The 24,105-nt window shown below is 59.0% G+C and carries 19 protein-coding genes and 1 pseudogene; 19 read left to right on the top strand and 1 reads right to left on the bottom strand.

Annotated features, from left to right (window positions below; translation table 11 throughout):
* Positions 1–657: 657 nt before the first annotated feature.
* Positions 658–1,980: a C4-dicarboxylate transporter DctA gene (dctA, locus tag DCG74_RS33035; protein ID WP_172787763.1), complete on the bottom strand. Its 1,323-nt coding sequence runs from the start codon at positions 1,978–1,980 to the stop codon at positions 658–660.
* Between the two features lie 1,139 nt (positions 1,981–3,119).
* Here dctA and DCG74_RS33030 point away from each other — a divergent pair.
* From DCG74_RS33030 to DCG74_RS32945, 19 genes and pseudogenes are all read left to right on the top strand, one after another.
* Positions 3,120–3,809: a molybdenum ABC transporter permease gene (locus DCG74_RS33030; protein ID WP_172787781.1), complete on the top strand. Its 690-nt coding sequence runs from the start codon at positions 3,120–3,122 to the stop codon at positions 3,807–3,809.
* Between the two features lie 68 nt (positions 3,810–3,877).
* Positions 3,878–5,136, top strand: a pseudogene (locus tag DCG74_RS33025) (serine hydrolase domain-containing protein).
* 788 nt (positions 5,137–5,924) lie between these two features.
* Positions 5,925–7,025, top strand: coding sequence for a hydrogenase small subunit (locus DCG74_RS33020; RefSeq protein WP_172787762.1), 1,101 nt, complete (start codon positions 5,925–5,927; stop codon positions 7,023–7,025).
* Positions 7,026–7,037: 12 nt separating this feature from the next.
* Positions 7,038–8,828: a nickel-dependent hydrogenase large subunit gene (locus DCG74_RS33015; protein WP_172787761.1), complete on the top strand. Its 1,791-nt coding sequence runs from the start codon at positions 7,038–7,040 to the stop codon at positions 8,826–8,828.
* Between the two features lie 4 nt (positions 8,829–8,832).
* Entirely contained in the window at positions 8,833–9,549 is a 717-nt protein-coding gene (gene cybH, locus DCG74_RS33010; RefSeq protein WP_172787760.1) for a Ni/Fe-hydrogenase, b-type cytochrome subunit, read from the top strand.
* A gap of 11 nt (positions 9,550–9,560) precedes the next feature.
* A complete protein-coding gene (locus DCG74_RS33005; protein ID WP_172787759.1) occupies positions 9,561–10,145 on the top strand; it encodes a HyaD/HybD family hydrogenase maturation endopeptidase in 585 nt (194 codons plus the stop codon).
* Positions 10,146–10,161: 16 nt separating this feature from the next.
* Positions 10,162–10,452 (top strand): HypC/HybG/HupF family hydrogenase formation chaperone, encoded by a 291-nt coding sequence (locus DCG74_RS33000; RefSeq protein ID WP_172787758.1) that lies wholly within the window; start codon positions 10,162–10,164, stop codon positions 10,450–10,452.
* Positions 10,453–11,070: 618 nt separating this feature from the next.
* Positions 11,071–11,928: a hydrogenase expression/formation protein gene (locus DCG74_RS32995; protein ID WP_172787757.1), complete on the top strand. Its 858-nt coding sequence runs from the start codon at positions 11,071–11,073 to the stop codon at positions 11,926–11,928.
* 95 nt (positions 11,929–12,023) lie between these two features.
* On the top strand, positions 12,024–13,115 hold the full coding sequence (locus tag DCG74_RS32990) for a hypothetical protein (RefSeq protein ID WP_172787756.1): 1,092 nt from the start codon (positions 12,024–12,026) through the stop codon (positions 13,113–13,115).
* Positions 13,108–13,449 (top strand): hydrogenase maturation nickel metallochaperone HypA, encoded by a 342-nt coding sequence (hypA, locus tag DCG74_RS32985; protein WP_172787755.1) that lies wholly within the window; start codon positions 13,108–13,110, stop codon positions 13,447–13,449. Before DCG74_RS32990 ends, hypA begins: the two co-directional genes overlap by 8 nt.
* A complete protein-coding gene (hypB, locus tag DCG74_RS32980) occupies positions 13,449–14,396 on the top strand; it encodes a hydrogenase nickel incorporation protein HypB (protein ID WP_246708935.1) in 948 nt (315 codons plus the stop codon). Before hypA ends, hypB begins: the two co-directional genes overlap by 1 nt.
* Entirely contained in the window at positions 14,393–16,648 is a 2,256-nt protein-coding gene (hypF, locus tag DCG74_RS32975; RefSeq protein WP_172787754.1) for a carbamoyltransferase HypF, read from the top strand. The genes hypB and hypF overlap by 4 nt, the downstream gene beginning before the upstream one ends.
* Before the next feature lie 49 nt (positions 16,649–16,697).
* The gene (locus tag DCG74_RS32970; protein WP_257187456.1) at positions 16,698–16,886 is read left to right on the top strand and encodes a HypC/HybG/HupF family hydrogenase formation chaperone; all 189 of its coding nucleotides are present in this window, start codon (positions 16,698–16,700) and stop codon (positions 16,884–16,886) included.
* Positions 16,883–18,025: a hydrogenase formation protein HypD gene (gene hypD / locus DCG74_RS32965; protein WP_172787752.1), complete on the top strand. Its 1,143-nt coding sequence runs from the start codon at positions 16,883–16,885 to the stop codon at positions 18,023–18,025. The genes DCG74_RS32970 and hypD overlap by 4 nt, the downstream gene beginning before the upstream one ends.
* Complete coding sequence (hypE, locus tag DCG74_RS32960) at positions 18,022–19,068, top strand: hydrogenase expression/formation protein HypE (protein ID WP_172787751.1); 1,047 nt, start codon at positions 18,022–18,024, stop codon at positions 19,066–19,068. Before hypD ends, hypE begins: the two co-directional genes overlap by 4 nt.
* 46 nt (positions 19,069–19,114) lie before the next feature.
* Positions 19,115–19,354, top strand: coding sequence for a hypothetical protein (locus DCG74_RS39080; protein ID WP_337993361.1), 240 nt, complete (start codon positions 19,115–19,117; stop codon positions 19,352–19,354).
* 748 nt (positions 19,355–20,102) lie between these two features.
* Positions 20,103–22,415, top strand: a complete 2,313-nt coding sequence (locus DCG74_RS32955) for a DUF5695 domain-containing protein (RefSeq protein WP_246708934.1) — start codon at positions 20,103–20,105, stop codon at positions 22,413–22,415.
* Between the two features lie 63 nt (positions 22,416–22,478).
* Positions 22,479–22,646 (top strand): transposase, encoded by a 168-nt coding sequence (locus DCG74_RS32950; protein WP_172787750.1) that lies wholly within the window; start codon positions 22,479–22,481, stop codon positions 22,644–22,646.
* A gap of 535 nt (positions 22,647–23,181) precedes the next feature.
* On the top strand, positions 23,182–23,448 hold the full coding sequence (locus DCG74_RS32945) for a DUF3551 domain-containing protein (protein WP_172787749.1): 267 nt from the start codon (positions 23,182–23,184) through the stop codon (positions 23,446–23,448).
* The last annotated feature ends 657 nt before the right edge of the window (positions 23,449–24,105 follow it).

Raw genomic sequence — 24,105 nt, 5'->3', positions numbered from 1 at the left:
ATCACCTGCTGCCGAACTCAGCACGTGCGGGGAAAAAACGCATTATAAACATGCGTATAGTTGTCCTAAACTTTCGAAGAGGTGCCGCTGACGGGCAGCACTCGAAGCTGAAATTTCTGACTTTCCGCCCTGCCGATAGCCCTCCCGGCATTCGTTCGAGCCTGCCCCGATGCGCCCTCCTTACGCCCCCCGGACCGAGGACCGAGGATCTAGTTCAGCCGAGAGGTTGAAGCTAAACGATCAGGCGCGCCTCCGAACCGGCAAAGAACAGAAACAAGCGGCCGCCCCCGGCACAGTCTGCGAAGGAAAGCACAACCTTCATGTGCCGAGACAGGAACGAAAAGTTGCGCGAGTGCTACCGGTGCGATTGGGCCATCGCGCCTAGCTGCTCGGTCAAGGATACCTCCATCTGAACTGCGGCGAGCCGCCCACGGCACCGTCGGTTCGGTGTCATGCCGCGCTGGATTCCAGCGAAATCCACCCTGAAGAAGCCGCTATTTCTTTGATCGCGTGCTTTTCAGGAGGACCTGCCCGGCCGCGACGCGGGCGCAAGAGCGGTGCACTGGAGAGCGCATGAGAAAGTGCCAGCTCGCCTTAAGTCGGCTTGGCCGATTCGAGTCAATTCGTGTTCGGATGGTGGCGGTTAAGATCCGGGACCTACTTCATTGTGCTTGTAGGGTCGATAGTGGTCGAAGCTGTGGGCTGGTTGAGTCGAGCCTGCAGCGTCCCGTGCTCTAGCTCGTCTTCCCACCAGGATACGAACACGGCCGCGATACCATTGCCGATGATGTTGGTCAGGGCGCGAACCTCGCTCATGAATTTGTCGATCGAAAACACGATTGCCATGCCCGGCACCAGCGCTGGGTTTACCACCGACAATGTCGCGGCGAGGGTGATGAAGCCCGCGCCGGTGACGCCGCTTGCTCCCTTCGACGTTAGCATTGCCACGAGCAAGATCGTGAGCTGCTGGTTAAAGGAGAGATCGACCCCGAGTGCCTGGGCAATGAACAATGTTGCAAGTGTCATATAGATGTTAGTGCCGTCGAGGTTGAAGGAATAGCCAGTTGGCACCACCAGTCCGACGACCGTCTTGGAGCAGCCCAGCCGCTCGAGCTTCTCCATCAATTGCGGCAGCGCGCTTTCGGAGGACGACGTACCGAGCACGATCAGAATCTCGTCTTTGATATAGACAAGGAACTTGAAAATTGAAAAGCCGACGAGGCGCGCGATCAGGCCGAGTACCACCACAACAAACAGCGCGGCTGTTGCGTAAAACAGCGCGATCAGACCGATCAAATTACCGAGCGCTGCCGGCCCGAACTTGCCGACCGTGAAAGCCATGGCGCCGAAGGCGCCGACCGGGGCCGCTTTCATTACAATAGCGATCACGCCGAACACGGCTTGCGCGACGTCGTCAATCATGCCGCGCAGCCGCTCCCCACGCTTTCCCAGCGCCATCAGAGAAAAGCCGAAAAGGATCGCGAACAGGAGAACCTGCAGAACATCCCCGCGAGCGAAGGCGCCGATCACGCTATCGGGAATGATGTTGAGAAAAAAGTCGACGGACTTCGAAGCTTCCGCTTGCTTGACGTAATTGGCGACCGCCGCAGCATCCGGCTTGACCGTAAGGCCATGGCCGATTTGGACGAGATTGCCCATAACAAGGCCCAACAGCAAGGCAAAGCTGGACACGATCTCGAAATAGAACAGCGCCTTGACGCCGACGCACCCGACTTTCTTCGCATCCTGAATATGCGCAATACCAGATGTGACGGTGCAGAAAATAATCGGCGCGATCACCATCTTGATAAGCTTGATGAACCCGTCACCGAGAGCCTTAATCCAGTCGTTGGTGGCTAGAGATGGCCAGAGGCAGCCGACCACGGCGCCAATAATGATCGCGATCAGCACTTGAACGTAGAGTATCTTATACCAAACTTGCGACGCGCGTGCGGGCGCCGCAGTTGCCATGGTGGTCATGACGCTTCCTTCCCGAATATACTCGAATGCGAGCCGCCGCGCCCTTCAGAGGCGGCAGCGTCATACGAGACTCATCATTTTAGCCGTGTCCGATTGAAGACGGTTCCGGGAGCCGGCGCGTCCTTCCAAAGGCAGGCGCTTAGTTACGTTGTCCATTCTCCTTAAGCAAGATATGCACCAGATGCCTAAACTCCGGCCGATTGATCAGTCGTGGACAAGTCGTCTGCCCCGGGCGCATCGGCTGAGTCGAGCGCGGACCGCATCCGTAAGATCGAACAAAATAATTGCAGCGTAGCGCCGCCTTGGCGGAGTTACGTCTCGCCTGGGAGCGTTAGCGTGATCGATATGCACACACTGCTGAGATCGATGCAACAACACGCGGCATCGGTAAAATCGATAGTTTGGATCGCACGCATTTGTCGGATGGAAGCGCCGCTTGGGAACAGATTGTTCTGAAAAGCCTTTGATGGATGAACTGCGTTGTGGCTAGCGACAAAGCTCGCTGTGCACGGGGGGGCGTTTGTCTCCAGGCCTTTGCTTACGATGCATTGGCTATGTCGACCACGAGGCGGCCTTCGCTCGCGGCTCCTCGGGCCTTTGCGACCTCGCAGAGGCAGCGTTACAACGAGTTCTCGGCTAACCGTTCGTGTTGCGGCCAAACGGCGAGCTTGCTTCCGCCCGCTACACTACCGCCGCGGCGAGCCGTCGACCAACCACATAGGATCCTCTTCGGCCGGCAAAGTCGAACGCTTCGTTGCGGGGCCGTCGCTGTTTGCTCGGGAACAATGATGCCGAAAACCTGACAGAGTGTTAGGTCCACTCCAAAGTGACGTCGCCTTCCACTCGACTGTCTCTCGCATTGAGCATGGAGCTGCCACTGTTCGCACCCGGCACAGGAATTGCTGACGACAAATGAGAAGTTGCCCGGTCATATGGACCGAAGCGGACCTGCCACAGGAGTTGTCGATGAGGCTTGCGATGCTGCTCTTGCTCGCACAAAGGAAGCGCGTGAATTTGGTGGCCGCCGCGAGCCGCCGCGCGACCAATTGGCCATTCGCGCCACCTCCCCGTGTGAGCCGCACGTGCAGGCTATCACTGTCAGGATACGTCGGCCCACACTCTCTGGCGGGCTGACGCAGATGGAAGTGGTTTGGGCAGAGATTTCGCAATCCCTTGCGCTCACGATTGAGCTCGCCAGTGTGACGACCGTGATCCTTCTCTTGATTAGTGTGCCCCTCGCTTGGTGGCTAGCGCGCTCAAAGACCTTTGCGAGCGAGGCGGTGGCCACGATGATCGTCCTGCCGCTGGTGCTGCCGCCAACGGCTCTCGGCTTTTGCGTCCTCGTTTTGCTCGGCCCCCACGGACCGGGTGGCGTTCTCGCCTCTTTCTGGGGCGAGCGTACGCTAGCCTTTACCTTCGCCGGAATCGTCGTCGGATCGGTCCTCTCGGCGCTGCCGTTGGTCGTGCAGCCGATCCGTAGCGCCTTTGTTGCGATAGGCGATCTCCCCTTGGAAACGAACGGGCGCGTTCCGCCGTTCTACGCCTTCATTGCCGTCACCGCGCCACTGGCGCGACTGGAATTCATTAAAGCCGCCGTGGTTGGCTTTTCTCATACGATCGGCACATTCGGCGTCGTGATGATGATCGGCGGCAATATTCCTGGACGCACCAAGGTGTTGTCGGCCTACGTCGTAGACTTCGTCCAGGCGTCGCGCTGGCGTGAGGCAGGTGTGGTCGCCGGTGGTATGGTGATGTTCGCCTTGGCGACAATCTTCACTTTGGCGCTCATCGACAGACACTGTGCCAGGAGGGGCACCGAATCGTCTTAGCGCTGCGGCCTGACATTCCGATAATGCCGGGCAGCAGTCTAGCAAACTGGGCCCAGTCCGAGGGTACAATGAAAAAGCTTGCTATCGCCACGGCAGCTGCTGGATTCGCTCTCAATTCGGTGCACTCCGCGCCTCTGCCCGAAGCAGCGGCCGATGAGGTAGGCGTTTCTCAGCAGCGCATTGCCAAGCTAGACGACTTCTTCGCTCGTGAGATCGCAAGTAAACGCGTTCCAGGCGCGGTGGTTGCAATCGCAAGAGACGGAAAGTTGATTCACTACAAAGCGTACGGCCAACTCGACCCCGCAAAAGGAAGGCCGATGCGACTCGATGCGATCTTCGCGCTTGCTTCTATGACCAAACCGATGGTGGCCGTTGCGGGGCTCATCCTCATGGAGCAAGGTCGCCTACCTCTACAAGCCAAGCTTACTGATTACTACCCGGAATTCGCAAACATGAAGGTGGCAGTGCCACAGCATGACGGCTCATTAGAATTCCGAACACAGAGTTCTGCGATCTACATCCACGATCTTTATCGCCACACATCCGGACTCACCTATGGTGCGCCGGGCAGCTCAGACCAAGTGGTGCGTCTCTATCCCGGTTTCGCCGATCCGCCCCTAAGAGGCGATAAGCAGGCTTTCATTGAAGCGATTACCAAGCTGCCGCTAGCGCACCAACCGGGGACTGAATTCGAATACGGCTTCTCGACCGATGTGCTGGGTGCTGTCATTGAACAGGTCAGCGAACACCGATTGGGCGACTATCTCACCCGGAACCTATGGAAGCCCATCAAAATGCAAGATGCCACTTTCCATTTGTCGGAATGGCAACGCGACCGCCTCGCGCGTCCATTTTCGGAGGACCCCCTGACGGGAAAGCCGCAAGACATCGGACTCCTCGAAAGCCAGACGAAGTTTGACTGCGGCGGAGCCTGCGCATTTGCGACAGTGGGTGACTACGTGCGCTTTGGACAAATGCTGCTCAATGGCGGGGAGCTGGACGGGCAGCGAATTCTTGGTCCGAGGACGGTGGGCCACATGATCTCCAACCACCTTGGGCCAGAGATCAAGAATAAAGTCGCCAATGTCGAGCCGCATCGTGCCGGCTTCGGCTTCGGGCTTGGAGTGGCTGTACGGCTAACCGGGGGGCTCTCGGCGGTTCCGGGCAATCCAGGAGAGTTCACCTGGACCGGCGCCTACGGCACACAATTCTTCTGCGACCCAAAAGAGCGTCTGGTCGTGGTGGTCGGAACGGCAGCGCCCGGGGAAATCCGGAATACTACCGCGAACAAGTCCAGTATATCGTCTATGCTGCCATAATCCGATGACTCTCCGCCAAAAGGCTCGATGATCCGTTTTGGGTAGTAGGTAGGCAGTGTTGCTAGTACCCATGGATTTCGACTGAGTCTTGCCGTTGCCATCTATCCGTGTCGGATGGATCGTACCGATGCGTCAAGACGCGATCGCCTTCCGAAGAAGCCCCTGCAAGCCGGTGAGTGTCGCGATGCGCCCAGACGTCGCGCCTTGCCAACGATGGGCTTGCGTGATGAAGGCTTCTTGATGATAACTTTAAACGTCCGGTCTCTTGCCCACAGCGCCGTAGCGATCACGTGCGACCTGCCGCTATTACCAAAGTCAGATCGAGTCGATCCAGACTGTAAAGCAACGTCAGCGGGGCGCATCGCAGCTCGGTCCATTGCCGCCTCTCTTCCTCGCTCGACGGCCGCTTTTGGACGGGCTGCCTGTGCAGTCGCGAGCATCAGAGCTTGAACGCCTCGTTGGTCAGCAATCGGCAAGCCTGATTGGGGGAAGGCAGTGCAGTGCCCGTCAACTGCACCAATTCTATTCGACAATCGGACTGATGAGCGTAGCGATTGTAGGATAGTCTGCGTGCAGAGGTGAGCCATCGTACTGATTTGTTGATGTGCTCACATCTTCGAAACTGAACACCATTAGCATGACAGATCCATGGCAAAGCTACTGGTGAGTGGCTGGGTTCACAATTTCGAAAATCTCAGCGATCGATTGATGTCCTAAGTCTTTCGCTTCGCTGGCCTGGTTCTTGCTGAACCATCAGCAATTCGTAACGGCCACGGCTACTCACTTGGAAGGTTTCATGGATGATGCAACGGAAACGTTCTACAGCGTGATCAGACGTCAGGGTATCACGCGTCGTAGTTTCCATAAATTCTGTAGTGTGACGGCCGCGAGCTTGGGGCTTGGTTCGCTCACCCCAAGCAGTATTGCCCACGCCCTGGAAACCAAACCGCGTGTGCCCGTCATCTGGTTGCACGGGCTCGAGTGTACCTGTTGCTCGGAAAGCTTTATCCGCTCGGCCCATCCCTTGATTAAAGACGCGCTGCTGTCGATGATTTCGCTCGACTACGACGATACGCTCATGGCGGCGGCTGGACATCAGGCTGAGGCCATCCTGGAAGAAACCCGTGCCAAGTACAAAGGCCGCTATGTGCTCGCAGTGGAAGGCAATCCGCCGTTGAAGGAAGGGGGCATGTTCTGCATTGATGGCGGCAAACCGTTCGTTGAAAAGCTCAGGTGGATGGCGGAAGGGGCCATGGCGATCATCGCTTGGGGCACGTGTGCGTCCTGGGGATGCGTGCAAGCGGCCAAGCCCAATCCGACTGGCGCGGCGGCGATCGATAAGGTGATCACCGACAAGCCCATCATCAAGGTGCCCGGGTGTCCTCCTATCGCAGAGATCATGAGTGGTCTCGTGACTTTCATAGTCACGTTCGGAAAACTTCCGGAGCTCGATCGCCTAGGACGTCCAAGTATGTTTTACTCCGAGCGCATTCACGACAAGTGCTATCGGCGTTCCCATTTCGACGCTGGCCAATTCGTCGAAGAGTGGGACGATACGTACGCCCGCAAGGGCTATTGCTTGTACAAGATGGGTTGCAAGGGGCCAACCACCTACAATGCCTGTTCGGCCGTTCGGTGGAACGGCGGCGTCTCATTTCCCGTTCAATCCGGTCACGGCTGCCTCGGTTGTTCCGAGGACAGCTTCTGGGACAAAGGTTCGTTTTACGACCGACTCACAACCATTAAGCAGTTCGGAATCGAGGAGAACGCCGACAAGATCGGCATGGCCGCTGCCGGGGTGGTCGGGCTAACGGTCGCTGCTCATGCGGCGGTCACCGCCGTGAAGCGGTTGACCCACAAGCCGGATCGCGCGGCCGATAAAGGCGACCCGAGTTGAGGAGAGACGAAGGTGGCCGTCCAGACGCCGAATGGGTTCAGTCTCGATCGTTCCGGTAGGCGAATCGTCATCGATCCGCTGACGCGGATCGAAGGCCACCTCCGCGTCGAAGCCAATCTCGATTCCGACAATGTAATTCGCAATGCGGTCTCAAGCGGGACGATGTGGCGTGGCATCGAAGTCATCCTGCGCGGGCGCGATCCGCGCGACGCCTGGGCGTTCACCGAGCGGATCTGCGGGGTCTGCACCGGCACCCATGCGCTCGCCTCCGTGCGCGCGGTTGAAAATGCACTGGGAATTGCGATTCCGGAGAATGCCAATTCGATCCGTAATATCATGCAGTTGTGCCTACTCGTGCATGATCACCTCGTACATTTCTATCACTTGCATGCGCTGGATTGGGTCGACGTGGTTTCCGCGCTCAAGGCCGATCCCAAGTCAACCTCGGCGCTCGCGCAGTCTATCTCGCCCTGGCCGCTGTCATCCCCCGGCTATTTTAAAGATTTGCAGATCCGGCTCAGCAAATTCATCGGGTCAGGGCAACTCGGTCCGTTCAAGAATGGCTATTGGGGGCATCCGGCCTACAAGCTACCACCGGAAGCAAACCTGATGGCGGTAGCTCATTATATGGAGGCGCTCGACTTCCAGAAGGAGATCGTCAAGATCCAAGCTATCTATGGTGGCAAGAACCCGCATCCGAACTGGCTGGTCGGCGGCGTCTCCTGCGCGATCAACATCGACGGAATCGGTGCGGTGGGCGCGATCAATATGGAGCGACTGAATATCGTATCTTCGATCATCGACCGCTCAATCGAGTTTGTCGAGCAGGTCTATCTGCCCGACATTGCTGCAATCTGCTCGTTCTATAAGGACTGGCTCCACGGCGGTGGCCTGTCGAGCAAAAGCGTGATGTCCTATGGCGACATCCCCGAAAACGCCAATGATTGTTCTGAGAAAAGTCTCAAGCTGCCGCGCGGGATCATTCTTAATGGCAATCTCAATGAGATACTGCCGATCGACCATGGTGATCCCGAGCAGATCCAGGAATTCATCGCCCATTCATGGTATAAATACCCCAGTGATAGCGGTGGGCTCCATCCCTGGGACGGCATCACTGAGCCGAGTTTTAAACTTGGGCCAGAATTCAAAGGCAGCAAGACAGATATCAAGGAACTCGACGAAGGCGGCAAGTATTCCTGGATCAAAGCGCCGAGGTGGCGTGGCCACGCCGTCGAGGTCGGGCCGTTGTCGCGATACATCATCGGTTATGCGCAAGGCAAAGCCGAGTTCAAGGAGCCCGCCGAGAGACTGCTCAAGGGGCTCAATCTCCCTCTGACTGCGCTGTTCTCGACGCTTGGCCGTACAGCGGCGCGGGCGCTCGAATGCCAGTGGGCGGCGCACCAAATGCGTTATTTTCAGGATAAGCTCGTAGTCCAGCTCAAGGCAGGCAATACGGCAACTGCCGACGTTAGCAAATGGGGCCCGGAAAGCTGGCGTAAGGAGGCCAAGGGCTACGGGTTCACTGAGGCGCCTCGCGGTGCACTCGGCCACTGGATCAAGATCAAGGACGCTAAGATCGATAATTATCAATGTGTCGTTCCGACGACGTGGAATGGATCTCCTCGGGATTCCAAAGGCAATATTGGCGCGTTTGAAGCTTCGCTGATCGGTACCCCGATGGCCGATCCGCAGCGGCCCCTGGAAATCTTGCGCACCATCCATTCCTTTGATCCGTGCTTGGCTTGCTCGACGCACGTGATGAGTCCTGAGGGCCAAGAAATGGCTTCAGTCAAAGTGCGTTAGGTCCATGCTGGATAGGGCTCAGAAGCTCCTCGCCGCCGACGGTGCGGCACCGACTGATCGCAGCATTGGCACTGGCGTCGCCTACGTTTATGCGCCGGTGCGACTGTGGCATTGGGCTAACGCGGCGGCCATTCTGGTACTAAGTTTAACTGGCTACCTTATTGGGATCGGCACACCAGCGATGAAGGAAGAGGCAAGCGACGATTTCCTGTTCGGCTATATCCGCTTTGCCCATTTCGCGGCGGGATATGTGGCCAGCGTTGGCTTTCTTCTGCGCATCTACTGGGCCTTGATGGGAAATGCGCATGCCATGCAGATCTTTTGCGTGCCGCTCTGGCGCCGGTGCTTTTGGCGGGAGGTGTATCAGGAGATTCGTTGGTATGCGTTTCTTACAGGGGGGCCTGAGAGGCGCCTCGGGCACGACCGCCTTGCTCAGCTCGCAATGTTCTTCATGTTTACACAGACGATCAGCTTCATGGTCGTCACAGGCTTTGCACTGTATGGGCAAGGTGCCGGTACTGACAGCTGGCAGTACAAGGTGTTCGGCTGGGTGTTTTCAATCTGGCCGAACAGCCAGGACGTCCACACCCTGCATCATCTCGGCCTGTGGGTCATCGTGATGTTCGCGCTGGTCCACATCTACGCGGTGATCCGGGAAGACATCATCTCGCGCCGCAGCTTCTTTTCCAATAGATCGGCTGAGCGCGGGTTTGGCGATTGACCGGGAAGCGAATGCTCAATCCGAAAGACAAAAAACGGATCCTCGTGCTCGGCATCGGCAATATCCTGTGGGCCGATGAGGGCTTCGGCGTGCGAGTGGTCGAAGAGTTTCATCGCCGCTACACCATCGATAATAATGTCACCGTTCTCGATGGCGGTACCCAGGGACTCTACCTCGTCAGTTTTCTTGAACAGGCCGATTGCCTGGTCGTGTTCGATGCCATCGACTATGGATTGCCGCCCGGGCAGTTGGAGCTTGTACGAGATGACGAAGTGCCGAAGTTTACTGGTGCCAAGAAAGTGAGCCTGCATCAGACCGGTTTTCAGGAGGTCTTGAGCGCGGCCGATTTTCTTGGCCGCGGCCCGCGAGAGCTCGCTCTCATCGGCTGTCAGCCGTTGGACGTGGAGAATTGGGGCGGTCCTCTGACCGCGCCAGTGCGCTTTCAGATTGCGCCTGCGATTGAACTGGCTTGTAAGCTTCTCGCGCGGTGGGGCTCGCCGGTGAAACCGCGGAGCGCGCCGCTGCCTGCATCAGAACGGCTGTTGGCAAACAATATTGACCATGCGAGTTATGAGATGAGGGCGCAGCCCGTCTAGCGACCTGCGACTGACAATGTGCCTTGGCTTGCCAATGACGATTGCCGAGACCGACGGTATCACGGCGCTGTGCAAGTATGGCAATGAACAGCGGCGCGTCTCGGTCATGCTGCTCCCCGATGTCACGGTCGGCGCCAAGGTGCTCGTCCATATCGACAGCGCGGTGCGGGTTTTGGACGACGATGAAGCAAGGCTGATCTCGGAAGCACTTGACGGGCTTGAGGCCAGCCTCAACGGCCAGGACAGCAATCGATTCTTTGCGGACTTGATCGGTCACGAGCCACAATTGCCAGAGCACTTACGGTAGCCGTTCCGCCCACTTGCGCCGAGTGAGGGTTCTCACAAATCGAATTCCAGTCGCACGTAACGTTTGCCTCGAAAATATCAGGCGCCTGCCGTTGGCCCGAGCGTGATCCGAGGCCAGACGATGATTGGCATGCGCCTTGCTAACGGCCTGCTAGCAGAACCGAACATCGTCAGAAAGGCGTTTGATGAAATTGCAGCCGGCGCAGCATGGTTCGGCACGACGCCCCCCGTCTGACGTGGAGGGCGTCAGCGGCGTCGATGCGCGCATAGCCGCGCACGCTCAAGTGACGGTGACTGTGATGCCGCTGTCCGCGTCAGAGCTCCGGATCATCCAGCTCGCATTCTTCCTTCCTGAAGTTGTCAAAAAGTTTCGGCAAGGCATGCAAGACGCAGTGGTTTCCCGCGGCGTTAGTGGCACACGGGTCGGCGGGCTTGGCCGACGTAGACCGTCGATGCGGACCCTATGCCCTAGGCACGATGAAGTCTGCCTGTTCAGCGAGAGATCGGACCGTTTGCTTGGGATCAACCGCATCTCCGTACCGATCATTCGGGCACACGCCGCCAGCCCTTGCGTCGGCAAGTGCATTGCCGCTCGGTGCAGACAACGGAGCATCGCGTCATGAAACGAGCGACCCCCGTTGTATCCGGCGGCGCTGAGCGGGCGACGAGCGAGCTTGCCATTGGCTCTGCGAGTCTCGATGTATTCCATACCGGTCTCGTGAGTGCGCTCGCCGGCCCCGCCTGGCGCGACGCGGACGAGCGTGGAAGTCACTATCCGAACGCCACCTTGCTGTTAGCAAACGCCGCTGCTGCCGTTCGCGGTCAGAGAAGCGGTGCTCGGACACAACTGTACGGACTCGCGCATCTCGGCGATGGCGAACGCAAGTTGATTGACGAACTGCTCGGAGAAGGTGAGGTGGTCGGCGTGGCTGCGCTCCCGGATGGCTCTTTGGCGCAAATCCGGGAGTCTGTGCTTGCGGGAATCTGGCGCTTGCGCATCGGCACTGAGCCCGCGCATGAATATGTTGAGGTCGGGTCGATTCCGCAGATTGTCCGGCGTGCTGCAACTGACCTGACGTCGGCCGATCTTGTGATCGGCTCGCCGCCGAATGGCGCGATGAACGTTCGACCGGTGCTGGCCGAAATACGCGAGCGGGCGAGGGTGTGGCAATTGGGCATGCACGCCCATGTTATCAATCTGACGTCACTGCCAATGAGCATTATCGACTTGGCATTCCTACAGCAAAGCTTGGGCAATGGACCGGTCCAACTCATGTTGCACGGCTACGGCACCTGCCGAGTACAAGCGACCAGGATTAGGAATGTCTGGTCCGTGCAGTTCTTTAATTCTACCGACGACATCATCCTTGATACACTGGAGGTCGGCGGCGTGCCGGTTGCTACGTTGGCTGCCGATGAGGATTTACAGGCCTCAGCCGAGCGCATGCAGGAAATTATCGGGGCGTACTTCACATGAAGAGCTCTCTCGGGCATTCGGCATCGGCTGGGACCCCGCAGACGGCGCATGCGCGTGGACTATAGCTTGCGCGGGATGATGGCGGAGTGTTGCCCATGAGTCTCGTTGCCCGCAACAAAATCGATGTCCGCGTATTGCTAGCTGCCGACGCAGTCGCCTCGGTCGAGATCCTGCCGCGAGTCCGGCCGCCGCTGGCGCGGATGTTCGTCGGAAAGGAGCCCTCGACAGTGCTCAACGTGCTGCCGCGGCTTTTCGCGTTGTGTGTCGCTGCGCAGCAAACTGCATTCTTGTCCGCGATCGAGACGGCGCGCGACGAGGTGATCACCCGCGCAACAAGGCGGCAGCGTATTGCACTTATGGTTACTGAGCGCATCGCGGAGTTGGCCCGGAGCCTTTTTGTCGGACATCTTACGTTAGATGTCGCCAGTGCGGCGACGATCCGCTCCCTGATGTCGGAATTGTCAGCGTTTGTCCGCTCCGCACAGCCAGCCTGGAGTTCCGCTCAACGCGAAGCAACCGGCCGGATTGTCGCTGCGCTTGCCGTGCTCGGTCTAGATGAGGGGGAGGCGCTGAGGTCTGGTAGCCCGCTGGCGGTTCGCGTTGCGGCGCTTAATGACGTCGACGTGAAGTCAATTCCGGTGGGGCACTCATTCCTGTCTGTTGCTGACGACCCCAGCATCACGAAACGATTGCTCGGGGATGACTCGACGTTCTGCTATTGTCCCGATGTTGACGGAAATGTGCCCGAGACGGGTCCATGGGCGCGCCAGATAAGCCGGGATCGGGTCCCGCTGGGACCCTTCGGTGCGGCCGAGCGGCTGATGGCCAGATTTAATGAAATCGTCCGGTTATGTGCCTGGCTTAAGGCCGGCGCTCAGATTGCCGCCGCGGAGCATGGGATTATCGAAAGATATAAACTAGGGCCGCGCCGTGCAGCGGCCGCGGTCGAATGCGCCAGGGGCCGTCTCTATCACGCGGTTGAACTCGACGCTCAGGGTAGAATATCCCGCTTCGAATTTCTTGCGCCGACGGAGTGGAATTTCCACCGGCGCGGGCCGCTTGTACGGAACCTGCAAGGCGCGGTGCTGACGGCTCGAAGACGCGGAGATGCAGTCCATGCGGTGATTGCATCCCTCGATCCGTGCGTCGCGTTCACCCTCAACGTTAGCGAAGTTCGCGATGCATGAAATGGCGATTTGTCTTAGCATCATTCAGATCGTCGAGGAGAAGGTACACGAGCGATCCTCTTCGCGGGTGCGGAGCATCTGTCTGGAGATGGGAGCACTGAGTCATGCGGCGCCTGAAGCGATCAGGTTTTGCTTTGCTGCCGCTGCAACGCGGACCGTTGCCGAGGGCGCGGCTCTTAATATCGTCGAGCTGCCAGGCGTTGCTTGGTGCATGAGCTGTTCGAAGAGCGTCGAAATTGCTCGGCGCGGTGAGTGCTGCCCTTGCTGCGGCAGCTATCACTTGCAGGTGACCGCGGGCGAACAGATACGGGTGAAGGAGCTGGAGATCGATTGATGTGTACTGTTTGCGGCTGCCACGACGGGACGCCGTCCACAAAACGCGCCGAGGAGAATGATGCGGAGAGCCATGAGCGATCCATTCAGGGCGATCGCGATTGCCATTCTGCGCTTCCGCCGGGCGACCGACGGCCGCCGCCGTCAAATCACGCTGATGATAGCTATAATCGCTGTCCTCGCTCAGCCAATTACCAGGCGGATAACGCGCAGGCGCTTCCGAGCGGCCTCGATCCGCCTGATTTGAGGGGCTGTGGCAGGAGCAGAAAACGGCTCGTTGAGATTGAGCGCGATATCCTGGACAAGAATAATGGACTTGCGGCGAACAATCGCGCGCTCTTCGCAGCCGATGACCTGCTTGTATTTAATCTTTTGTCCAGCCCCGGTGCCGGTAAAACGACGCTGCTCGTCCGCGCGGTGTCCGAGCTCAAGTGCAGCCGGTGGGTCGGGGTCATCGAAGGGGACCAGCAGACCTCGAACGATGCCAGACGGATTCAGGCCGCCGGCGTGCCAGCCGTTCAAATCAATACCGGCAAGAATTGTCATCTCGACGCTGCAATGATTGGCGAGGCTTATCGCCGCCTGCCGCTGCTCTCAGGCGGTATTCTCTTCATTGAAAACGTGGGTAATCTGATCTGTCCCGCCGCCTTTGATCTTGGCGAAGCCTGCAAGATCGTAGTGTTCTCGATTACTGAAGGTGAAGACAAGCCGCTCAAGTATCCCGATGTGTTTGCCGCTTCGTCGCTCATGGTGATTAACAAGATTGATCTAGCGTCGGCGCTCGAATTCGATTTGGGCAAGGCCATCGAATACGCCAGACGGGTCAACCCGAAGATCGACGTGATTGTAGTTTCGGCTCGGACTGGCGAAGGTTTTGCCGCGCTCTACGCCTGGATCGATAGACAGGCGGGCCGTCTGAGACGCGCCTTCCAGGACGCAGGGCGATGAGCGCCGCAGCCACCCGCGACGGAACACGGCTGCGCGTCATCGTGAGTGGGGCAGTGCAAGGGGTCGGCTTTCGTCCTTACGTCTATGGACTTGCCATTCGGTATGGATTGGCGGGCTTTGTCATCAATGGCGCTGAGGGCGTTATCATCGAGGTTGAGGGCCACCGTGCGTTGGAGTTTGTCGCCACGTTGCCGCTCGAGGCGCCTCCATTGGCACGCATAGTCGACATCTTCGTTCGCGAGACTGCCGCGCTCTCGGAGAAGGGCTTTTCGATCGGTACGAGCGAAGCCGGGAAATCGTCGACGCAGATCGTCGCTGATGCCGCGGTCTGCCAGCACTGCCTCAAAGAGCTATTTGATTCAGAAAATCGGCATTATCTTTACCCTTTCATCAGTTGCTGCCATTGCGGCCCACGCTACACCATCGCCGAACGGCTTCCGTACGATCGTCGCAACACTGTGATGAGGGCGTTTAGTTTGTGCGCCGCGTGCGTGGCTGACTATGCCGATCCGGCAAGCCGCAGGTTTCACGCGGAGGCGATCGCATGCCCAGCATGCGGTCCTCGGCTCAGCCATGCGATCAGCGATATTGTCGCGGCAATCGCGCGGGGGCAGATCGTGGCGATAAAGGGGCTGGGCGGATACCAGCTTCTTTGTGATGCGCGTAACCAGGACGCCGTGCAGCGTTTGCGCAGAAGAAAGCACCGCCTTCAGAAGCCGTTCGCGGTTTTGGTCGAATCCATCGAGCGCGTCAGCGAGATCGCGGAGGCGAACGCGCCGGAGCTAGCGCTGCTAGAATCGGTAGCACGCCCCATTGTCCTCCTGCCATCGCGCCACAATCTGGCGCCCGCCATAGCTCCCGGTTTATCGCGAGTGGGTATCATGCTGCCGGTAGTGCCGCTGCATCACCTCATCTTCCATGCGCTTCGTTCGCGAGGTGTGCGTGCGGGTTGTAGCCCGGTCATGGTGGCCACCAGTGCCAATCTTTGCGGCGAGCCGCTGTTGATTGACAACGCGCAGGCGCTGCGGCGGCTCGACGGAATCGCCGATCTTATCGTGACCCATGATCGCGATATCTTGGTGCGTGCTGATGATTCCGTGGTTTCGGTGGTGGCTGGCCGGCCGCAATTCGTTCGTCGTGCTCGTGGCTATGTTCCCGAGCCGATCCGGCTTGCGAGATCTGTCCCGCCCGTGCTCGCCGTCGGCGGCGAACTGAAGTCGACCATCACAATCACCCGGGGCAACCAAGCGTTCGTCTCTCAGCATATTGGCGATCTAAATACGGCCGAAGGCATCCGTGCGTTCGAGAAGACGATCCGACATCTCACATCGATCCTCGACGTGGAGCCTGTCGCGTTCGCCCATGATCTTCATCCCGAAATGGCTTCTACCAGGTTTGCGGAAGCAAATGCTCGCGCGCTGGTCGCGGTCCAGCATCACCACGCACACGCTGCCGCGGTAATCACCGAGCATGGCCATACGGGGCCAGCGCTTGCCCTTGTGCTCGATGGCCATGGCTTCGGCGCTGACGGCGGTAACTGGGGTGGCGAACTGTTGTTGTGCGAAGGGACGTGGTTCGGACGCATAGGGCACTTAGCGCCCCTGCAGATGCCCGGTGGAGATCGTGCAGCCCGCGAGCCGTGGCGTATGGCGAGCGCAGTATTACACGGGCTCGGCAGGGGTAACGAAATCGGGCACCGCTTTGCGGCGCAACGGCAAGCGGGGTGTGTGTCGCACTTGCTCGATCAGCCGGGCGGGACCACCACGACCAGTGCGGGACGGTTATTCGACGCGGCAGCGGCGCTGCTGGGGATTGCGCATGTGCAGAGCTATGAGGGCGAAGCAGCGATGAAGCTCGAAGCGCTGGTGCGGCGGGCAACGATTCTCGAACCCGGCTGGACGATCGACGGCGGCGTGCTGTCGCTTCGTCCGCTGTTTTCGCGCTTGATTGCTGATGACATTGACGCCGCAGGTGGAGCGGGGCTGTTTCATGGCACTTTCGCCGCCGCCTGTGTCGACTGGGTCACGCGCGCTGCGCGAACAACCGGCGTCAATACCGTCGTTCTGAGCGGCGGCTGCTTCCTGAACGCGGTGCTGTCGGACGAGATCCCGCGCGGTTGCAGCGCAGCCGGTCTTACACCATTGGTGCCGCGGCGGCTGCCGCCCAGTGATGGCGGTTTGAGCCTTGGCCAGGCCTGGATTGCCGCTCTACAGATTGCTCAACAGTCGTCCGCCACGGGAGTAACTGCCTGATATGTGTCTTTCGGTTCCGGCGAAGATCGCGAAAATTCTACCCAGCGACATGGCTCTCGTGTCTATCGATGGCATCAGCTTGGAGATATCGATTGCTCTCGTCGACGAGCTCGATGTCGGCGATTGCGTCCTCGTCCATGCCGGCTATGCGCTCGCTAAGATCGATCAGGCGGAAGCCAAGCGCACGCTGGAGCTCCTGCAGGAGCTAAGCACCGCCGAGCAGGAATGCCGATCATGAAATATTCTGATGAATTTCGCGACAAGAGCATCGCGCAGGGACTTGCGCGTGCGATTGACGCTGAGGTCAGTTCGCAAAGAACCTATCGGTTCATGGAATTTTGCGGCGGACACACTCATGCGATCTCCCGCTACGGCCTCGAGGATCTGCTGCCCGCGAACGTCCGGATGATCCACGGGCCCGGTTGTCCCGTCTGCGTTCTGCCCGCGAGCCGAATCGACATGGCGATCCGGCTCGTCGAGCGACCAGAGGTCACTCTCTGCGTCTACGGCGACTTAATGCGTGCTCCCGGGTCGCAAGGACAGTCTCTGTTGCGAGCCAAAGCGCTGGGCGCTGACATTCGGATGGTTTACTCGACGCTGGACGCTATCCGGCTCGCCGAACAGATACCGGGCCGCGAGGTGGTCTTCTTTGCCATCGGTTTTGAGACCACGACGCCCCCAACGGCGGTCATGATCCGGATTGCCGAGAGCAAGCGGTTGGATCGCCTGAGCGTGTTCTGCAATCACGTGCTTACACCCTCTGCGATGCACAGCATTCTCGAGAACCCGAAGATCCGCAACGCCGGCGGCGTCCCAATTGACGGCTTCATCGGGCCTGCGCATGTCAGCACTATTATCGGTACGCAGCCTTACGAGCCGCTGGCAGAACAGTTCGAGAAGCCGATCGTAGTCGCGGGATTTGAACCACTCGACGTGTTGCAAGCTATATTGATGCTGGTGCGGCAGGTGAATCAACACCGCTACGAGGTAGAAAACCAATACCGCCGTGCAGTGACACGCGAAGGCAATCTGCGCGCCAAGGGCGAGGTGTCGCAGGTATTCGAACTGCGTGATCAGTTTGAATGGCGTGGGCTCGGGCTCGTACCCAACAGCGGACTGAAGCTGAAGCGGTCTTACGCAAAATTCGACGCCGAGACGCGTTTCGCGATCCATGACATGCCTGTCGCAGACAATCCGGCGTGCGAGTGCTGCGCGATCCTGCGTGGCGCCAAACGGCCGGCCGATTGCAAGTTGATTGGAAAGATCTGCACGCCGGAAACGCCCATAGGGGCCTGCATGGTATCATCAGAAGGCGCTTGTGCGGCGTATTGGACCTATGGCCGAGTTCGCGGTGAACAGGTGAGGCAAAGGTCATGAGCATGAAAGCCTATCCACGTAAGCTCGACGTAAAGAGCGGGCGCGTTGAACTGTCCCACGGATCCGGGGGGCGTGCCATGGCACAGCTGATCTCCGACCTTTTTCACCAAGCCTTCGGTAATGAATGGCTCGCTCGCTGCAATGACCAGGCGGCGTTTGATGTTTCGGCAGGCAGGATGGTGATGACGACGGACGGCTATGTGGTTACCCCACTTTTCTTTCCCGGTGGCAATATCGGGTCATTGGCTGTGCACGGCACGATTAATGATGTCGCGATGTCCGGTGCGCGTCCGCTCTATCTGTCAACCAGCTTTATCATCGAGGAGGGTTTCCGTTTTTCGGATCTGAAGACGATCGCGGATTCGATGGGCGCGGCAGCTCGCGGGGGCGGCGTTCACATCATTGCTGGAGACACCAAAGTCGTCGAGCGCGGCAAAGCAGACGGTCTGTTCATCTCTGTGGCCGGGATCGGGTTTGTGGCCGATGGGCTGGATCTGTCCGCCGACAAGGTAAGGGTCGGCGATCGTGTGCTGGTGTCCGGAAGCCTCGGCGACCATGGAGTGGCGATTATGTCAAAACGTCAGAACGTCGCTTTTCAAACCGAAATCGTCTCGGACTCAGCCGCCTTGCATGATCTCGTAGCGGTCATGCTTGCCGCCGGCCCTGGCGGCATCCGCGTGATGCGCGACCCCACGCGCGGCGGGCTCGCTGCGGCTCTCAACGAGATTGCGCATCAATCCGACGTTGGGTTCCATTTGCAGGAATCAACCATTCCGGTGAAGCCTGCGGTTGCGGCTGCCTGCGAACTTCTTGGACTAGAGCCGATCCATGTCGCCAATGAGGGCAAGCTCGTTGCGATCGTCGCGCCTGAATCGGCCGATGCCGTGCTTGCTGCCATGAAGGCGCACCCGCTCGCGTCCGATGCAGCTGACATTGGCGAGGCGGTGGCTGACGATCACAAGTTTGTGCAGATGACCACCGGTTTCGGCGGCCGACGCGTCGTCGACTGGCTGTGGGGCGAACAATTGCCTCGGATCTGTTGAAGAGGGGCGTATTCTGCGGCTGACGTCGTTTCAGAAACCTCCACTGATGAAATTCCTTCACGCCTTCGACCTCCACGGCCTCGGCGGTGGCCCGCAAGACGTGGCAGCGAAGGTGCTCGCTTCCGACCACACCCACCCTCCTTTGGTCGAGTGGAAGGATTCGCATGCCCGCCGCAAGGCAAACCGGGTCATTCATGATTTCACCGCCCTGCGAGCGAGGCTATCTGAAACTTCTACGCGGCGTGTGGACGCCCCAATCCTCAAAGCCATCGTCCCGATAAGTTAACCCGCGCCCGCGGGTAGCGCTTGGCTTCCCATGGTTGCGACCCTGTTCCTCGAGAAGGCGCTCGAGCGGCACAACGCTGATCGTGCACGGCCAGAACTTCCACGAGCAGCAACCGAATCCGCCTAACTGCCGCGGTCTCCCATACAGCCAGTCTCAGCAGAAGAGGCCGAGCGGACGGTCGTCGCCCGCAGAACGAGCGTAACTCTCGAGAGCGAGCCTGTGGCTGCCAACTTGCCGCCACAGGGATGATCCACGACTGCACGGAGGTCCGGCGAGAAGTTCGCCTGTTGGATATCGGCTCCAGCTCCTAATAGCGATACGGGATACGGTTGATGGCGAAGACCAAAGGCATGTCTGAAGCCTGGACGTATACGCGTCGTACGATGCTGTTGGGCAGTAGCGTCTTGGGTAGCGCGTTGTTCGGGGGCGTTACGCTGCCTACCCCAATCGGCCGCAGCGCAAGGTTGTCATGGTGTTGAAGGCCGCCGACTCTCCCTTCGTCGTGGGCTGCACACAAGACGGCATTACTTCGTTGCGTTATCGTAACGATGCGTATGACACGGATTATGTCCTGCCTGGAGCCGTGCTGGGGGCGGCTCACGCTAGAGTTCGGCGTGCCGGATCCGAGTGGCATACGCTTCGAACCGGCGCTGATGCAACGAGGCCGATGCATAGCGCGGCCCTTGAACTAGCAGCCCGCGATGCTGGCGTCCTTCTCACGACCCGCCTCGCAGTCAATGAGGCTGGATTGACGTGGGAGATCATGCTGCGGAACGATGGCATGGCGAGCGTGGAGGTTGGCGACCTATATTTACCCATGCCGATGAACACCGAATTTCCGGCAGGACAACCGGTATCGGTGGCTGTTTTGAAGCACAGCTTCATCTCGGGGCATGGATCGCACATCTTCTGGATTCGCGGCAACAGCATCGGTCCCTTCCTCATGCTCTTACCGGAAGCGGACACGTCACTGGAATACTGGAATGTCCATAAGGATTCGGCCGAAGCCAGTGGGACGTGGTGCGCCTACATCTTAGCCGGGGCGGCCGCCGGCGAGGCAGGGGCGGGCGGGACTCGCTGGCGCCAGCCGACCCATTCCCTGTTCCTGTCGCCGACCGAGCAACGGCGTTACCGTCTCCGCTTCCAGTGGGTTGCCGATTACGAGGCGGCGCGCAGGGCTATCGCAGACGCCGGTCTGGTGGACGTGGAAGTAACGCCGGGCATGACGGTTCCCAACGACCTGCATGTCGACATCGCGCTCGCGTCCTCCATTCCGGTGGAGCGAATCGAAGCGGAATTTACCGGCGATACGATGGTGCAACGGTTGCCGGATCGGGCTGGCAGGCGACTGTGGCGGATTCGCTTTTCGCGATTGGGAGAGAACCGGCTGACCCTGCACCAGCCGGGTGCGCGCCAGACCTTTCTTGAATTCTTCGCTACCGAGCCCGTCGAGACGATGATGAAGAAGCGCGCAACCTTCATCGTGAAGCGGCAGCATCGTGACCCGTCCAAATGGTACGACGGTTTGTTTGGCGAGTGGAATATGGAGACGCAGGTCCTGCTTGGCCCGGACAATTACGACCGGATCAAGGGCTGGCGCATCTACGAGGTGACGTGCGACGATCCCGGGCTGAGCAAGCCCGTCTATCTCGCGACCAAGAATGCCGAGCATCCTGATGTGGCGGAAGTGGCGGCGCTAGATCGGTATATAGATACGTTCGTCTGGGGCGGGCTGCAACGTACTACACAGGAGGCATACGCCTACAGCCTCTATGGCATACCCGATTGGAAGCAGAACAGGGAGAGCAGCGATCCCGGCCCAAAGGGCCGCCTGCATATCTGGCGGCCTTATGACTATCCGCACATCTTCGCAATGTATTTGGCCATGCACCGCATCGCGCGTGACCATCCCGCGATACCCACCCGCCAGAGCGCACGAGATTATTTGATACGCGCCTACGGTACGGCGCTGGCCATGTTCACGGTGCCGATGCGCGTGGTGATGTGGTCTGCCTACCGCACCGGCATCTGCAACGAATGTGTGATCCCCGAACTGGTTTCGGCGCTCACGACGGCGGGCTTGACGCGCGAGGCGACGACGTTGGAGGCGCACTGGGCACGTAAGGTGCGCGCCGTCGTCGATCCGAAGGCGGACCTGTTCAAGTCTGAATATCCGTTCGATTCCACAGCCTTCGAATCAACGCAGGCACTGGCGCGCTCGGCCCTTGACGACCCTGTCTCCATGGGGGTTTCGAAGGCGGCAGCGCGTTCCTTCGCGGAGCGTCAGATCGCTGCAAATCTGTTCTGCCGTGGCTGGCTGGAACCTGCTTATTACTACCTGGGCAGCGATTATCGCCGCACTGCGGGCGACGCCTATACGCTAACTTACATGGCGCAGATGGGTGGCTGGGCGCTGCTTGATCATGCGCTGAATGATGCAGACGACCCGCATCCGCTCCTTCGTCTCGGCTATGCGTCACAACTCAGCGCGTGGGCTTTGCTGAACAGCGGCCCGGCGTCGGCCGGTCATGGCTACTGGTATCCGGGCGAGGAGAATGACGGCGCGGCCGGTGGCGGCTTCGAGCCGGCGCCGAGCGGGACCACATGGCTCGGTCAGTCGCATCACCGTGGAGCGTGGTATTACTCGTGCGAGATCGACCTGGGATTTTGTGGGGCGGTCCGCGCTGCTGCGACGATCGTTGCCGATGATCCCATCTTTGGGCAGGTTTGTCACGGTGGCATCATGAAGACGCTCGCTCACACCCTGCGTATTTGGCCACATGATGGCGTGCGTCGACGGCTCAACGTGCGGCTCCAGTCCTTCCGATTGGACTTGGTGCTGCTCGACGCCCGATTCCGAGCGGATCGACCGATCATTCTGAATTTGGGGGAGGGGTGGATCAGCCTTACGCCTGAGCCCTTTACCCCGTCTGCATCGAGAGTGACGTTCGAATTGCGGTACGATGACGGAAGAAAGCGCAAGGAAGTCGTCAACATCACGGACAGCCAGATCGTCATCCGCTTGCCTGCGGCGCGCTTACCGCGGGTTCAGGTCTGCTAGTGATGCCGATTATCCGGTGCGATCGGCACTTATGGCCTGCCGTTCCAAGAGGCTCCCGAGGCGATGACGATCATCCCCGCAAATTCCGAGCATCTCGGCGCACGTATCCGCATCACCACGGTGCTGCATTCCTCGGGTACGGCGATGAACCACCATCCGCAGATCCACATGATCGTACCGGAGGGCATCGACGACAAATCCAATATCCGTTGTACATATGGGAAAGAGTGAATGCCGTGGCCGCCCTCTCCTGAGAATAGCCTCTAGAGTCAATCGGCACTGGAATCGCACCCCCACCGGCGTCCAAAAGGGGCTCTGATTCATCTTTGGAACGGCCGGCTGCAAGATCTTTCTCTGGTTGAACAAGGGACGACGGTGCGGTCATATGTTCGGCCTGTAAACGGGGCGCTTGGCCGCTGGCCACGACGATATCCGCGGAAGCAATCGCCCAATCAATTTCTCGCGCTCGAAGCGCAGTGAGTCAGGGGTCTGATCGCTACAAACGCGCATGCGTGAGTGCGAGTAATATGCCGATTTGCTACTTCCCTCGTTTCTTTGCCCCGAAATGCAGCCCATCACGCCGGAAAAATGCGTTCTTCTCTAGAAGCAGCCGGATTGCTGCTCTGAACTCGGAGCGCTGTCACACTTGAGTTTCTAGAGTAAGGTGATCGTCCCACGATGGCGACCGGCTATTTGCCATTGACTAGGATCATAGCATAAAATCCGAATCCTCTATCCTTCGGCAAGAATTAGCGGAGGCGAGATCATGCGCAATCTTCTGTTTATCGGTGTGCTTGCAATCCCCATCGTCGTCAGCTTTGGATCGGCTTCGAGCGCGGCTTCGCGGGGGCGCTCGTACATCCCCTCGGCCCCGCAGGACGTATATTGTCTGCAGGGACGTACCTGGGGATATCCGGGCAATTGCCAGTTCTCGACCTATGAGCAGTGTATGGCCACTGCATCCGGCACCTACGCCTATTGTGGTATCAATCCGGTCTACGCGTTTGCGCGACAGAGAGCGCAATCGCGCTAGCGTGCGAAGGTCGAGCAGTCTGAGGCATGCTTAGATAAATGGACCGACTGTGCCGGGTTGAGGGACCTGGCCCTGCCGTCCGATCCGGACCTCCCCCGTTCGAGCATCGAGCGCGCCACGCGATGCGTCGCCTCAGATGCGTCGGACGCAAAGCAAAAGCATTAGGCTGCAGTGGTTCATCGGCGTCACTGCAGCCGGGCGTCGCTCTTTATTCAATTCAAGAAAAAAGCAACGCGAAGCGTCAAACAGACATCTGCTTGTTGCGTCTTGTCAGCTTCCTTTTCCATGATGACCGCTTGACTAATCTACTTTGAGTAGTGTTTGAAGTGAGGCTTCCCAACGCGAAATCTACGCTAGCTGCGGAAAATGAGGGAGATCGCCAGATGTTGGATGACCCCAGCACTGCCTCTTACCCGTGGTTCTCGACGAAGTCTGCAAGAACCTTCCGCACCGAGCCGGAACAGCAATTCGGAACGATTTATCACTATCGCGCGTGTCGACGCGTTAAGTTCAGGGAGCAAGCTCCCACGGTCCGCTCGGCACCCGTGGGTTTGAAATCCTGCGAAGCCTGTCAATTATCGCTGAATTCCTGCAGGATTTTATCGGCTGCGTCGCGATATCGCTGCTCGCTTCCGATATGAAGGGCGCGTCAGGCAG

Source organism: Bradyrhizobium sp. WBAH42, from assembly GCF_024585265.1.
Taxonomy (GTDB): Bacteria; Pseudomonadota; Alphaproteobacteria; order Rhizobiales; family Xanthobacteraceae; genus Bradyrhizobium.
Note: the sequence above shows the minus strand (reverse complement) of the source record. Positions and strands in the feature narration are given on the sequence as shown.

Excerpts from the sequence above, each read along its gene's own strand:
- dctA (WP_172787763.1), bottom strand. The coding sequence starts at position 1,980 with ATGACCACCATGGCAACTGCGGCGCCCGCACGCGCGTCGCAAGTTTGG.
- DCG74_RS33030 (WP_172787781.1), top strand. The coding sequence starts at position 3,120 with ATGGAAGTGGTTTGGGCAGAGATTTCGCAATCCCTTGCGCTCACGATT.
- DCG74_RS33020 (WP_172787762.1), top strand. The coding sequence starts at position 5,925 with ATGGATGATGCAACGGAAACGTTCTACAGCGTGATCAGACGTCAGGGT.
- cybH (WP_172787760.1), top strand. The coding sequence starts at position 8,833 with ATGCTGGATAGGGCTCAGAAGCTCCTCGCCGCCGACGGTGCGGCACCG.
- DCG74_RS33005 (WP_172787759.1), top strand. The coding sequence starts at position 9,561 with ATGCTCAATCCGAAAGACAAAAAACGGATCCTCGTGCTCGGCATCGGC.
- DCG74_RS33000 (WP_172787758.1), top strand. The coding sequence starts at position 10,162 with ATGTGCCTTGGCTTGCCAATGACGATTGCCGAGACCGACGGTATCACG.
- DCG74_RS32995 (WP_172787757.1), top strand. The coding sequence starts at position 11,071 with ATGAAACGAGCGACCCCCGTTGTATCCGGCGGCGCTGAGCGGGCGACG.
- DCG74_RS32990 (WP_172787756.1), top strand. The coding sequence starts at position 12,024 with ATGAGTCTCGTTGCCCGCAACAAAATCGATGTCCGCGTATTGCTAGCT.
- hypA (WP_172787755.1), top strand. The coding sequence starts at position 13,108 with ATGCATGAAATGGCGATTTGTCTTAGCATCATTCAGATCGTCGAGGAG.
- hypB (WP_246708935.1), top strand. The coding sequence starts at position 13,449 with ATGTGTACTGTTTGCGGCTGCCACGACGGGACGCCGTCCACAAAACGC.
- hypF (WP_172787754.1), top strand. The coding sequence starts at position 14,393 with ATGAGCGCCGCAGCCACCCGCGACGGAACACGGCTGCGCGTCATCGTG.
- DCG74_RS32970 (WP_257187456.1), top strand. The coding sequence starts at position 16,698 with ATGGCTCTCGTGTCTATCGATGGCATCAGCTTGGAGATATCGATTGCT.
- hypD (WP_172787752.1), top strand. The coding sequence starts at position 16,883 with ATGAAATATTCTGATGAATTTCGCGACAAGAGCATCGCGCAGGGACTT.
- hypE (WP_172787751.1), top strand. The coding sequence starts at position 18,022 with ATGAGCATGAAAGCCTATCCACGTAAGCTCGACGTAAAGAGCGGGCGC.
- DCG74_RS39080 (WP_337993361.1), top strand. The coding sequence starts at position 19,115 with ATGAAATTCCTTCACGCCTTCGACCTCCACGGCCTCGGCGGTGGCCCG.
- DCG74_RS32950 (WP_172787750.1), top strand. The coding sequence starts at position 22,479 with ATGACGATCATCCCCGCAAATTCCGAGCATCTCGGCGCACGTATCCGC.
- DCG74_RS32945 (WP_172787749.1), top strand. The coding sequence starts at position 23,182 with ATGCGCAATCTTCTGTTTATCGGTGTGCTTGCAATCCCCATCGTCGTC.